Consider the following 12658-nt stretch of genomic DNA (forward strand, 5'->3'; position numbering starts at 1 on the left):
CTGCGCAAAAAAAATGACGCCAGTAGTATGAAATAGTGAAGGACCGACAATTATATTTGCCGACTCCCCTTTATTAATTTCTATTTTATGTTACGTCATTTACTTATTTTACCAATTGCTATAAGTTTTTTGCTATTAACAGCCGTACCAATCAAATTGCAAGCTCAGGCAAGCTGCATGCTGGTACCAATGCCTTTGAGCCAGCGCCTACAGGGGGCCACTTTGCTGGTAGAGGCCCGCGTGCTGAGCCAGCAGGCCGAGCGCGGGGTGGGGCGGCATATTTTTACGCGCCACACCCTCGAAGTCTTCAAAGTATTTACCGGAATCCTACCCACTGGCACCCTGAGCGTGCGCACCGCCGGCGGCACGCTGGGCCCGGAGCAAGAAAAAGTGAGTAGCAGCCCCACCATACTTACCGGCATGCAGGGAGTATTTTTACTGGAGGCCGACCCGACCCAGCCGGGCGAGTGGCGGCTCTATGCCGGGCCCCAGGGCTTTATTCACTACGACCTGGCTACCCTGTCGGCCAGCGAGCCTTTTGGGCGCTATGCCAATATTGGGGCGGCCCTGTACCCGGCGCTGGCGGCGGGCCGGGGCACGCCCTACCGCGAGCTGCGCCCCAACGCCGACCTGCTGGCGGCCACGGCGCGCACCACGCGCCGCACCGCCGTCGGCCCGCTGACCGTGACTCCCACCATCAGTAGCTTTTCGCCGGCTACGGTTACGGCGGGCACCGCTACCACCACTACCACCAGCGCCGATGGGGTGCTTACCATTGTGGGCACGGGATTTGGCGCCACGCAGGGCCAGGGGTTTGTGCAGTTTCGCAACGCCGATGCCCCCGGCTCCGATGCAGCCCCCAACTTCACCCAGCCCCTGCCCAGCGACTACCTCAGCTGGAGCGATACGCAGATTCAGGTGCGCGTGCCGTCGTATAGCCAAACGGGCAATGCGGTGGGTACCGGCCAGTTTCAGGTAACCGACGACGGCGGCAACTCTACCACCAGCGCCACCGCCCTGACCGTGATGTATGCTCTGGCTACTACCATTTTAAATGACCAGACCTACCGCCCACACCTCATCAGCCAAGATGGCAAAGGGGGCTACACCCTGCACTATAGCCCGAGCTTTCCGGCCGCGGCCCAGGCACCATTTGAGCGAGCGCTGACCAACTGGCGCTACGAGGCGGGCGTGAACCGAACGGTGGGTGCGCCCACTTCCGTTGATGCCATCAGCGCCGATGGCGTTAGCGCGGTGCTTTTCTCCGCCGACCTCGGCGCCAACGTACTGGGTGCCACCTACTCCTACTCTACTTATTGCTCGGACGCCAGCAACCCGCCCAGCTTTCAGGTTGTGGAAAGCGATTATGCTTTTGCCACTACTCCCGTTGCGGGCTATACCTGGCATTACTCCACCGACGCTTCCGTGAATCGTACCGAGTATGACTTCGAGAGCATTGCGCTGCACGAGCAAGGGCACGGGGCACAGTTAACGCACATTATCTCGCCAATGGGCGTCATGAATTTCTCTATTGCGAATGGCGAGGCGAAGCGTACCCTCGACTATCCAACCGACATCGCGGCGGCCAGAGATGTTATCAATTACAGCGTTGGGGCCACAGCCACTGATTTGTGCAACAACTACTACCAGGCATATAATACCAGCAGCACCCCGCTGCCGGTGGTGCTCACGGCCTTTGCCGCGCGCTACCAGCCGGGCCAGGGCACGCGCCTGAGCTGGGCCACCGCGTCGGAAGCCGGCAGCCTAGCCTTTGTAGTAGAAAGCCAGGACGACCTGGCGGCCAGCGCCTGGCAGGAAGTAGCGCGCGTAGCCGCCGCCGGCACTAGCCCTACCCCCCGCCAATACGCCAGCCTCGATGCGCGCCCGCTGGCCGGCACCCGCTACTACCGCCTGCGCCAGGTGGACCTCGATGGCCGCGTGGCCTACTCGCCGGTAGCCGCCGTAACGGCCGCCACCGCGGCCGAATTGGCCGCCTACCCCAACCCGGCCGCCCGCCTCGTGCACCTGAGCGGCCCGCTGGCTACTGGCGCTCCCGCGCAGGTGCGGCTGCTCGATGCCACCGGCCGCTGCGTGGCCAGCGCCACCGGCCCCATGGGCCAGGCGGCGTTTGACCTGCCGCTGGCCGGGGTGCCCGCCGGCCTCTACGTAGTGGAGTGGGACGGCGGCGCGGGGCGCGGCCACCTGCGTTTGGTGGTGCAATAAGGCGGAAAAAGGGCGGCAACGGCCCCGCCCTACCCCTACCTTTGCCGCATGGCAACCCTTCCGACCTATACTTTCAACCCCGGCCCTTCGGCCGTGTACCCCGACGTGCGCCAGTACCTGGCCGACGCTTTTGAGGAAGGCTGGCTGTCGGCACCGCACCGCTCCGAGCGCTTCACGGCCCTCGTGCGCCTGTGCCTGGAGCAGGCCCGCCTCAAGCTCAACATCCCGCAAGACTATACCATCCTGTTCACCTCGTCGGCTACCGAGTGCTGGGAAATCCTGACCCAGAGCCTGACGCCGCGCCGCTCGTTTCACCTCTACAACGGCTCGTTTGGGCAGAAGTGGTTTGACTACGCCCGCGCCCTGCGGCCCGGCTGCACCGGGTTAAAGTTTGACATCAACGACGTGCCCGACCCGGCTACCCTGCCTTTTAACCCCGAGGAAACCGACCTCGTGTGCCTCACCCAAAACGAGACGAGCACCGCCACGCAGCTGCGCGATAACTTCATTCTCAACACGTTTAACCGCCTGGGGCCGGCACTGCTGGCCGTCGATGCGACGTCGTCGCTGGGGGGGGTAGCGCTTAAGTTTATCAAGGCCGACGTGTGGTACGGCTCGGTGCAGAAGTGCCTGGGCCTGCCGGCCGGCCTGGGCATCATGGTGCTGTCGCCGCGCGCCGTGGCCCGCGCCCGCGAGGTGGGCGACAACGCCCACTACAACAGCATCAACGGCATGGTGAAGCAAATGCTCAACTACCAGACCACGCACACCCCCAACGTGCTGGGCATCTACCTATTGAGCCGGGTGCTGCAAGCCCGCGAGCCCATCAAAGTCATCGCCCCGCACCTCAACGAGCGCGCCCAGAAGCTCTATGACTACTTCGAGCAGGTGCAGCCGCTGGGCCTGCGCCCGCTCATCGAAAACCCCGAGGCGCGCTCGACCACCGTTATTAGCCTGCAAGGGCCGCCCGCGGTCATTGAAGAAGTGAAGCGCCGCGCCCGCGACGAGGCCGGCTTGCAGCTGGGCTCGGGCTACGGCGACCACAAGGCCACCAGCCTGCGCATCGCCAACTTCCCGGCCGTGCCCGACGCGGCTTTTGAGGCGCTGGTGCGGTTTTTTGAGAGCATCCGGGCATGATAACGCTCTATACCGATGGGTCGAGCCGCGGCAACCCTGGCCCCGGCGGCTACGGCACCATCCTGCGCTACGGCCCCCACGAAAAGGAGCTGACCCAGGGCTTCCGCCGCACCACCAACAACCGCATGGAGCTGCTGGCCGTGATTGTGGGCTTGGAAGCCGTGACGCGCCCCGAAATCCCGATTCTGGTCATCTCCGACTCCAAGTACGTGGTCGATTCGGTGGAGAAGAAGTGGGTCTTCAACTGGGTAAAAAAACCCGACTTTGGCAAAAAGGCCAACGAGGACCTATGGCGGCGCTTCCTGCGCATCTACGAGCAGCGCAAGGTGTCATTCAAGTGGATAAAAGGCCACGCCGGCCACGCCGAAAATGAGCGTTGTGACGTGCTGGCCGTGCAAAGCGCCCTCGGCAAAGGCCTGCTGGTGGATGAGGGATATGAGGCGCTGGGGTGAGCAATAGTAGACAACGAGCTGGTATGGAGCCCCGGATTGAAATGCTAGTCGAGAAAAAGCTAGTAGGACAGCACCAGCAAATGTCGCTGCTCGCCAATACCACAGCCGAACTGTGGAGGCGCTTTATGCTGTGGCTGAAAGCACAGCCCTTTGCAAGCAGCGAGGAGCGGTATTCACTGCAAATTTATCCCCCGGGTTACTTTCAGGCTTTTCGAGCCGAGGCTACTTTTGAGAAGTGGGCGGCCGTGGAGGAGACACTGCTACACGACGTTGCGGCCGATTTAGAAACTCTTACTCTGCCCGGCGGGCTCTACGCCGTGTTCTTGCACCGAGGCCCCGCCAGCGCTGGTTCGACCACGTTTCGCTACATCCTGCTGGAATGGCTTCCAACTTCGGCCTATTTGCTAGATGACCGGCCTCACTTCGAAGTACTGGGAAAGAACTACAAAAATGAAGACCCGGCATCTGAGGAAGAAATATGGATTCCGATTAAACCAAAGTTGTCCGGACTCGATGACGTTGGCAGGTAATTCATTCCTAAGCTTATGCCCAACGCTTATTTTCAGTTTCAGCAGTTCCGTATCGACCAAGGTGACTGCGCCCAGAAGGTGAGTACCGACGCCTGCCTGCTGGGCGCGGTGGCCGACCTCACCGGCGCCACCCGCGTGCTGGACGTGGGCACCGGCACCGGGCTGCTGGCCCTCATGGTGGCGCAGCGGGCGCCGCAGGCGACTATCGAGGCGATTGAGATTGACGCCGCCGCCGCTGCCCAGGCGGCGGCCAACGTGGCGGCGAGCCCCTGGGCCGGCCGCATCCGGGTGCGGCCGTTGAGCCTGGCGGCTTATGCGGCGGCCCTACCCCCCGTTTTCAGCCACATTATCTGCAACCCGCCGTTTTTTCGGCACAGCCTGGCCCCGCCCGATGCGGCCCGCGCTACGGCGCGCCACGCGGGCGAGGGCTCGCTCACGTTTGCCGAAATCGCGGCGTTTGCAGCGGCGTTTTTGGCGCCGGCGGGCACGCTCACGCTGCTGCTGCCGCCACCCGAGATGGCGCATTTTGTGCGGGCGGCGCGGGCGGCGGGCCTACCCCCCCAGGCGCAGCTGGTGGTGCGGCACCGGCCGGGCGGGCGCATTACGCGGGTTATCGGGCAGTTTGGGCGCGAGGCGGCGGAAAGGGAAACCAACCTGCTTATTCAGGAAGCGGATGGCGCGTATTCGGTGGCGTTTCGGGCGCTGCTGGCGCGCTTTTATTTGGGGCTATAGCGTAAACTCTGCGATTCCGCGCGTAGAACGATAGCCGAACGGCGCACGCGCGGATTCGCAGAATCCGCGCTACAGCAGGGCATTCAGCTGGCTTAGTTTTTCGCCGTGCAGGGCGGCCAGTAGGTCGGCTTCGAGGGTGCCAAACTCGGCGGCCGGGTAGTGGCGCTGCACGCGGCCGCCCACCAGCACGGTAGCCTCGTCGGCGATTTCGGTGAGCGTACCCAGGATGTGCGAGGTGAGCAGGATGCCGGTGCCGCGGTCGCGCAGGCGCTTGAGCATTTCTTTGAGCAGCAGGTTGGCTTCGAGGTCGAGGCCGTTGAAGGGCTCGTCGAGAATGAGGAAGGCAAAATCCTGAACCAGCAGCGCCAGCAGGGCCAGTTTCTTCTTCATACCGGCCGAGTAGTCGGTGGCATATTGGTCGAGGGGCAGCTCCAGCAGCTGGTTCCAGGGTCGTAAGTCGGGCACAACCCTACCCCTCGCTTGCAGGCAGAACGCGACGTACTCGCGCCCCGTGAGGCGGGGGTAGAAGTACGGCTCGTAGGGCAGCAGGCCGGTGATATCGCGCACCGGGCCGGGGGCGCGCACGGTACCCGTATAGCCGCTTTCCAGGCCGTAGAGGCAGTTGATGAGCGTCGTTTTGCCCGCGCCATTGGCTCCCACGAGGCCGTGAATGCTGCCCGGCCGCAGGGCCAGGCTCACGCCGCGCAGCACCTCGTGGCGGCCGTAAGCTTTGTGGAGGTCGAGAATTTCGAGCATAGGTAATTATTCAGTTCCCACTATTGCCCGCAGGCGGCGGCGGCTTTGCCACACCAGGCCCCCAACGATTGCCAGCATCAGCGGGGGGTAGGCGGGGTGCCAGGCCCCACCCAGGATGATGCCCAGCACCAACCCCTGCGTAGTGCGTATGTGGGTAGCATTGGGATAAAATGCGTATTTGGTCAAAATCAACAATGCCACCAGCGCCAGCCAAAATAGCGCCACGGCCAGCGCCGCGCCGCCGCCCGCCGGCCCTACCCCCAGTAGCACCCAGAACGGTGCCGCCGTGGCCGCCGCATAGCCCAGCCCCAGTGCCAGCCGCCGCCGCAAAAACTGCTCGGGCGTGCGGGCCGCCAGCGCCAGCATGGTCACCGGCTCGGGCTCGCCGTAGCAGGCCAGCACCACCAGCAGCCACGCCACCAGCGCCGCCACCGGGGCCACCGGCGCGGCGCGCTGCCAGATGGCCAACCCGACCAGAACCGGCCAGATTACCAACCCTTTGCTCGCCCGCATCCCGCTCACCCACTCAAACGCCTCGCTCCGAAACAAGCTGCGCCAGCGGTGCTGGGTAGGGCTATCGGCGCGGGCCGGGGGCACCCAGGCCACCAGCGCCGCCAGCCCCAGCAGGAGCCCGGCCGGACCCGCCGCCCGCACCGCCAGCAGCCCCAGCGCCGCCGGCAGCATCAGCAGCCCATACTCAACGGCCACCCACGGCCGAAAGCCCGGCGCGGTAGTGGCCAAAAACTGCGCATCGGCCCGCTGGCGGTGAGCTCCCAGCAGTGACCAGGCCACCAGCAGCGGGGCCAGCCAGGCAGCCCGTGGCTGGCCCCGCAGTGCAGCCAGCGCTTGCAGCAGCCCCAGGCTAAGCAGGGGCACCACCAGCGCCAGCCGCAGCCACCCGATTTCGCGCAGTAGCCGGCCCAGTAGGCGCAGGCGCAGCGTGAGGTAGGCGCGCAGAGGGGCAGCAGGTGGCATTGCAGAAGTGTAGGGCAAGCTTAAAATTGCCGTAGTCAGCGGCCAGAAATTACGGCAAGCTAACGCTTACCCTACACTTCCGCTTCCGTGAAAACAATGTCGTAATCAGCGGCCAACTCTTGCAAAATCGGCTCGTAGAGGTCGGGCGTAGTGGGGATGACTACTCCGCGGCCGGCAACCTCGCCCCGCGCCAGGCGGCGCACGGCCATGCCCAGCGGCAGGCCCACGGTTTTGGCCATCGCGGTGTGGGTTGCATCGTCGCCCGTCACCACCAAGGAGGAAATTAACTGGTAACTGCTCCCTTCCCGTTCATAATCAAACTGGTGCTGCATCACTATCATGTCGCGGTCGTGGGGCTGGAGCTGCCATTTTTCGGCCAGCAGGTGCTCCAGGAGCTGGGCAGCCGTGGCGTTGGCGATGCCCACGGGGCGCTCGGTGAAGAGGCCCAGCCAGGCCAGGCGCGTTAGCGCGGGGCCGTGGGGGTCGAGGCCCAGCTGCTGGGCCACGGCGGCGGCTACGTCGGCCGGCGGAGGGGGGGTAGGCAAGTGCTTGGCTACTAGCTCCTGCCAGGGCTGCTCGGCGGGGTTGCCCAGCGGCGTGCTATCGTCGGTGAGGCCCAGCGTTACGAGCGCCTGCCAGGCCCCGCAGTAGCCGGGGCGCCGCAGGGTGCCGCGCAGCATGGTCTGGATATCGGCCAGCCCATATACCTCGCGGTAGGTGAGCGAGTCGCGGTTGGCGTAGCCTTCGAAGTGGCCGTGGCCGGGCACCAGCAGCGTTTCGGCCCGGCCAAACAGCTCTTCATAGGGCAGAAGCTTTTCGTGGCCGTTTTCGAGGTACCGGGCCGGGCCGCCCTGGCCGGCCAGCACCACGTTGCGCGGGTTCCAGGTAAACTTGTAGCGCCAGGGGTTATCGCCCTCCGAGGCGGGGTCGAGCAGGCCGCCACAATACGATGTGAAGCTCGTCAGCCGCCCGCCTTGCCCACGAATCTGCTCGATGGCCCGCATGGCCGACATATGGTCGAGGCCGGGGTCGAGGCCGCATTCCATCAAAAAGACCAGGCCCGCGGCGGCGGCCTCGTTGTGCAGGGCGCGTATTTCGGGGCTCACGTAGCTGGCCGTGGCCAGGTGGCGGCGGTGGCGCAGGCAGGCGCGGGCCACCAGCGGGTGAAACGCGGCCGGCAGCATCGAAATCACCAGGTCGGCCTCGGCTACTAAGTGGTCGAGCTGGGCGGCGTTCTGCACATCGAAGGGCACGGCGCGGGCGTACTGCGAGTGCGCGGCCAGCACGGGGGCCAGGTGCGCAGGCATCGCGTCGGCCACGGTCAAAAACCAGCGCTCGGCCGGCGCGTGGCGCAGCAGGTACTGCATCAGCACCGAGGCCGAGCGGCCGGCCCCGAGCAGTAAGAGGCGGGTAGGAGGAGTCATGCGGGCAAAAGTAGCCGCGGAGAGATGTAGAAGCGGGAAGAAAGAATATTGCGGGATAAACTTCCTTCTTTTTCCTTTTAAATGCCAGATTCTCCTATTCTTGCCTGATTTCTCCCTTTCTTTGTCGCCCCATTTTTATTCCCGCCGCAATGGCTACCGCTTCTTCTGACCCAACCATCCGCCGCCACCTAAGCCTGAGCTACGAGGAGCTGGCCACGCCCAACCAGCTCTCGCCCACCGAGCGCCGGGTGTGGGACGCCGCCCGCGCCGCCACCGACCATTCCTACGCGCCGTACTCGCATTTTCACGTGGGAGCGGCGCTGCTGCTGGCCGACGATACCCTGGTGCAGGGCACCAACCAGGAAAATGCCGCCTACCCCTCCGGCCTGTGCGCCGAGCGCACGGCGCTGTTTGGGCTGGCGGGCGGCCGCCCTACCCCCCCACCGCGCATTGTGGGCATGTCGGTAGCCGGCCGGCCGGCCACCGGCGATTTCTGCCCCGCGCTGCCCTGCGGCGCCTGCCGCCAGGTAATGCTGGAGTATGAGCTGCGCCAGGGCCAGCCCATCTGGCTGCTGCTGCCCAGCGTAGACGGTACCATCCTGCGCTTTGAGCGGCTGGCCGACCTGCTGCCGTTTCACTTCTCGGCCGAGGCCCTGCCGCCGCGAGCGTGAGGTGAGCTAGCATTATCGGCAAGCTAAAAGAACGTCATGCTGAGCTTGTCGAAGCATCTTGGCCGCCTCGTTGGGGTTACTAACTAACTGGCGCGAGCGAGATGCTTCGACAAGCTCAGCATGACGTTCTTTGTGGTCGTTTTACAACTTCCACTTCCGCCAATGTCTGCTCGTCTTATCCTACAACTTGCCGCCGTATTGGGCGCGCTTACCGTGGCCATTGGGGCTTTTGGGGCGCACGCGCTGCGGCCTATGCTCGAAGCCAGCGGCCGCCTCGAAACTTTCGAAACGGCTGTGCGCTACCAGTTTTACCACCTGCTGGCGCTGCTGGCGGTAGGCGTGCTGGCCGTGGCCCGGCCCGACCTGCGCGGCCTCGACACGGCGGCGCTGCTCTGGACCACGGGCATCGTCATTTTCAGCGGCTCGCTCTACGCCATCTGCTTCACGGGCATCACCAAATTTGGGGCGGTGGCGCCGCTAGGCGGGCTGCTGCTCATTGCCGGCTGGGCGCGGCTGCTCTTTGCGGTGGGTAAGCTGTAGCTTTTACTTCGCAAAAATCCACAAAAAAGGCGAGCCGACAATAGAGGTCGGCTCGCCTTTTTTAGAGGGGGTAGGGCTTACTTGTTCGAAGCCGTAGCAGCTTCTTTCACCTCGCCCACCAGCGAAACGGTGGCGCTGCCAGCGGCCGAGTTCGAGTCGATGGTCAGGACTTTGGTCTGCATGCCCATTTTGCCAGCCGAGTTGAATTTGGCCGAGATGGTGCCGGTTTTGCCGGGCTGCACGGGCTCCTTGGTCCACGAAGGCGTGGTGCAGCCGCAGCTTACGCCGATGTTGGAAATCACGAGCGGCTGGGTGCCGGTGTTCTTAAACTTAAATACGTGGTCCACGATATCACCCTGCTTGATGGAGCCGAAGTCGTATTTCACTTCCATAAACTCAATCTGGGGGCCGGCCGGCTTGGCGGTGGCGTTGGCAGGCTTGGTGGCCTGGGCGTGGGCAGCGGTGCCCGCAAACGTGAGGCCCATGGCCAGCAGCAGCATTTTCGTCATGACAGTGTGTAAGAATGGGTTGAAAGATTGTAACAAATTTACGTGCCGAGGCAGCGTTGGCAAAACTACGGCCAAACTAGCGCCACTGGCTGGCGGCCGGGTGAAGCTCACTGCCGGGCAAACCCAAGTGGCAGCATTTCAATTCCCTACCCCCGTTTTTTTAGCGCGGCTACTCTTCCTCCACCACCTCGCCGCTGGCCAGCAGGCGCCGCTGAAAATTGAGCAGAAACAGCCGCTCCGACGCCCGCGTGATGGCCGTGTAGAGCCAGCGCGCAAACTCGCCGCCCACCGGCTCGTCGGGCTTGATGAAGCCGTGGTCCACGAATACGGCCTGCCACTGGCCGCCCTGCGCCTTATGGCACGTAAGGGCGTAGGCAAATTTTATTTGCAAGGCGTTGAGGTACGGGTCTTTGCGCATTTCGGCGTTGCGCTCGGCCTTTTTGGTGAGGTGAGAATAGTCGGCCAGGATTTCCTGGTACATCTTCTCGTTTTGGTCGCGCGGTAGCGACGGGCTTTCGGTGTGCAGCGTGTCGAGCAGCAGCTTTACTTCCAACTCGGGCTCGTCGGGGTAGTCCACGAGCCGCACCCGGGCCTGGGCAAAGCGGCAGCCAAATACCTCCTCGCGCCGGATTATCTTGGTGATTTCCAAGAAGTCGCCATTCGCCAGGAAGCCGATTTCCGAATCTTTAGGCAGCCAGAAATAGTTGTTGCGCACCACCATGATGTAGTCGCCGGCCTCAATCTCTTCCTCGGCATCAAACAGCGTGCGCCGGATGAGCTGGTTGTACTGGTTGGCGTTGCGGTTCGAGCGGCAAATGATGGTCGTGTTCTCATGGCCGAAGTTGCGGTAGGCCCAGCGCAGGCCGTCCTCCAGCTTGTCGCCGCCCATCTTAAACATGTCCTTGAAGCCCTTAGTGTGCAGCTGGATATTGGGCGCTTCCTGCCGCAATTCTTCGCGCAACTCGGTGGCATTCACCAGGATGCCCGAGGCCTCGGCCTGGCGCATCACCTGGCGCAGCTCTACCCCCTCCACGCGGGCCCGGAAGCGGTGGGCCAGCAACTCGGGGTCGAGGGCGGGGCTCAGGAGCTGGCCCACCGGCGGCAGCTGCGCCGTATCGCCGATGAGCAGCAGCCGGTTGGTGCTCTTCTCAAACACGAAGCCCATAAGGTCGTCGAGCAGGCCGTTTTCGCCAAAGGCTTTCTCGTCGGAAATCATGGACGCCTCATCCACAATAAAAAGCATTTCCTCTTGGCGATTGGGCTGGCGCGTGAAGCTGAGGCGCTCGCTGGGCGCGCCGCTGGTTTGGCGGTATATTTTTTTGTGGATAGTGCTGGCTGGCACGCCCGCGTAGGCGCTCATCACCTTCGCGGCGCGGCCGGTAGGCGCCATCAGCGCGTAGCGGCGCTGCATGCGGCCCAACCACTGCACGAGGGCGCTCACCACGGTGGTTTTGCCGGTGCCCGCGTAGCCGCGCAGCACAAACACTTTGCGCCCTGGCAGCTGGTCGCGCAAAAACTCATCGAGCTGCACGAACAGCGTAGCCTGGTCGTCGGTCGGCTCAAAGGGGAAGTAGTCGCGAACGGAAGGGAATCGGGTAGTGAGCAATGAACGGCAGGAATGGTGAACTCAGGTAAAATTAGCCTGCTTTTGCCAGCGAACTTAACACGCCGGCATTATGTATATTTGTGCAGGACAAAGCTACTGGCTGCGTCTTAGGCCTGGGTGCAAGCCCGGGCCCTATCAAGGGATGTCTCGTGCACGAGACATCCCTATTTTTTTTAGGGTATTACTCCGCGAAAAGCATTAGTAATTATCATTTCGCGACCGAAAGTGTACAAATCCTCATCCATTAACACTGCTACTTCTGCGATGGCCTCGGTACGTTGCGTGCGGTTATAGATACCACCCTCCAGAAAATTACGGTTGAAGTCGGCGGGTAATTGAAGGAGGATATGGCTGGCTTGCCGGCTACCATCGCGCAAGGCCTTATCAATGGCATTTTCTGTGCGGCCTTGGGGAATTTTAAATTCCCATATCACACCATTACGGGTTGCATCGGGCGATTTTACGTTCGGTTTATCCACTATCCCTAGTAAGCACACACACTCACCCTGCTGCGCCAGAAATAGCGCAATGGGCAGGTTGCCCCGGCTTTCTTGCTTGCCATGGTTTTCGTGTATATCCACAAAACCCCCAGTGGGGTTTTCAAATAAGCGGGTATAACCAGGACTTGGGGGTGGGTTTGAGACACTCATGCCGGCTCCAGCACCGCCATCGTGGCCGACGCTTTCGCAATCAGCACGTCGTCGCACCACACTTCTGCTTCGCAGAAGTGCAGGCGCCGCCCGGCTTTCAGCACCCAGCCGATGGCTCGGATGCGTTGGCCCACACCGGGGTTTAGGTAGCTCACTTTCAGGTCCGAAGTCACCACCCCTACCCCCTCGGGCACGAGCGTAATGGCGGCAAAGCCGGCTACCAGGTCGGCCATGGTGGCCACCAGACCGCCGTGGGCAAAGCCGCGCTGCTGCTGGTGGTGCTGGCCCAAAGTCAGCTCGGCCTCAATGCGGCCGGGCTCGATGCGGGTGAGGTCGGCCCCGATGAGGTGCATAAAGTGCTGGCCCTTGAGCTTTTCGCGAATGCAGGTTTCGAGGTCGGTGGCGGGGAGAGGGGTAGCAGCTGGCATAAGTCGCTCAAAGATACCGGCGGGC

14 protein-coding genes are annotated in these 12658 nt (G+C 63.1%); 7 read left to right on the forward strand and 7 right to left on the reverse strand.

Annotation, left to right across the window (positions count from 1 at the left end):
* Positions 1-195: 195 nt before the first annotated feature.
* Genes E4631_RS11515 through E4631_RS11535 form a run of 5 tightly spaced genes read left to right on the forward strand, consistent with a single transcriptional unit; the run spans position 196 to position 5074 of the window.
* Entirely contained in the window at positions 196-2223 is a 2028-nt protein-coding gene (locus tag E4631_RS11515; RefSeq protein WP_166647906.1) for an IPT/TIG domain-containing protein, read from the forward strand.
* A 48-nt stretch (positions 2224-2271) separates the two neighbouring features.
* Positions 2272-3360 carry an aminotransferase class V-fold PLP-dependent enzyme gene (locus tag E4631_RS11520; protein ID WP_133655266.1) on the forward strand — a complete coding sequence of 363 codons (1089 nt, stop codon included), beginning with the start codon at positions 2272-2274 and terminating at the stop codon, positions 3358-3360.
* Positions 3357-3812 (forward strand): ribonuclease H, encoded by a 456-nt coding sequence (locus E4631_RS11525; RefSeq protein ID WP_133655265.1) that lies wholly within the window; start codon positions 3357-3359, stop codon positions 3810-3812. The genes E4631_RS11520 and E4631_RS11525 overlap by 4 nt, the downstream gene beginning before the upstream one ends.
* A gap of 23 nt (positions 3813-3835) precedes the next feature.
* Positions 3836-4342 carry a GyrI-like domain-containing protein gene (locus tag E4631_RS11530; RefSeq protein ID WP_133655264.1) on the forward strand — a complete coding sequence of 169 codons (507 nt, stop codon included), beginning with the start codon at positions 3836-3838 and terminating at the stop codon, positions 4340-4342.
* A 15-nt stretch (positions 4343-4357) separates the two neighbouring features.
* A complete protein-coding gene (locus E4631_RS11535; RefSeq protein ID WP_133655263.1) occupies positions 4358-5074 on the forward strand; it encodes a tRNA1(Val) (adenine(37)-N6)-methyltransferase in 717 nt (238 codons plus the stop codon).
* Positions 5075-5143: 69 nt separating this feature from the next.
* On the opposite strand, the gene E4631_RS11540 is transcribed toward E4631_RS11535, so the two are convergent.
* From E4631_RS11540 to E4631_RS11550, 3 genes are all read right to left on the reverse strand, one after another.
* Complete coding sequence (locus E4631_RS11540) at positions 5144-5830, reverse strand: ATP-binding cassette domain-containing protein (RefSeq protein ID WP_133655262.1); 687 nt, start codon at positions 5828-5830, stop codon at positions 5144-5146.
* Between the two features lie 6 nt (positions 5831-5836).
* Complete coding sequence (locus tag E4631_RS11545) at positions 5837-6805, reverse strand: hypothetical protein (RefSeq protein ID WP_133655261.1); 969 nt, start codon at positions 6803-6805, stop codon at positions 5837-5839.
* A gap of 71 nt (positions 6806-6876) precedes the next feature.
* Positions 6877-8229, reverse strand: a complete 1353-nt coding sequence (locus E4631_RS11550; RefSeq protein WP_133655260.1) for a saccharopine dehydrogenase C-terminal domain-containing protein — start codon at positions 8227-8229, stop codon at positions 6877-6879.
* A gap of 149 nt (positions 8230-8378) precedes the next feature.
* Between E4631_RS11550 and E4631_RS11555 the strand changes: the two genes are divergently transcribed.
* A complete protein-coding gene (locus E4631_RS11555; protein ID WP_133655259.1) occupies positions 8379-8900 on the forward strand; it encodes a cytidine deaminase in 522 nt (173 codons plus the stop codon).
* Between the two features lie 162 nt (positions 8901-9062).
* A complete protein-coding gene (locus tag E4631_RS11560; protein ID WP_133655258.1) occupies positions 9063-9440 on the forward strand; it encodes a DUF423 domain-containing protein in 378 nt (125 codons plus the stop codon).
* Positions 9441-9517: 77 nt separating this feature from the next.
* Here the strand turns inward: E4631_RS11560 and E4631_RS11565 are convergent, their stop codons facing one another.
* From E4631_RS11565 to E4631_RS11580, 4 genes are all read right to left on the reverse strand, one after another.
* Positions 9518-9949 (reverse strand): DUF1573 domain-containing protein, encoded by a 432-nt coding sequence (locus E4631_RS11565; protein WP_133655257.1) that lies wholly within the window; start codon positions 9947-9949, stop codon positions 9518-9520.
* Between the two features lie 169 nt (positions 9950-10118).
* Positions 10119-11555 (reverse strand): ATP-dependent RecD-like DNA helicase, encoded by a 1437-nt coding sequence (locus E4631_RS11570; RefSeq protein WP_133655256.1) that lies wholly within the window; start codon positions 11553-11555, stop codon positions 10119-10121.
* Between the two features lie 173 nt (positions 11556-11728).
* Positions 11729-12136 carry a hypothetical protein gene (locus E4631_RS11575; RefSeq protein ID WP_133655255.1) on the reverse strand — a complete coding sequence of 136 codons (408 nt, stop codon included), beginning with the start codon at positions 12134-12136 and terminating at the stop codon, positions 11729-11731.
* A gap of 65 nt (positions 12137-12201) precedes the next feature.
* The gene (locus E4631_RS11580; protein ID WP_133655254.1) at positions 12202-12633 is read right to left on the reverse strand and encodes a PaaI family thioesterase; all 432 of its coding nucleotides are present in this window, start codon (positions 12631-12633) and stop codon (positions 12202-12204) included.
* Positions 12634-12658 lie beyond the last annotated feature (25 nt).

The sequence above is a fragment of the Hymenobacter sp. UV11 genome (assembly GCF_004684095.1).
Classification (GTDB): Bacteria; Bacteroidota; Bacteroidia; order Cytophagales; family Hymenobacteraceae; genus Hymenobacter.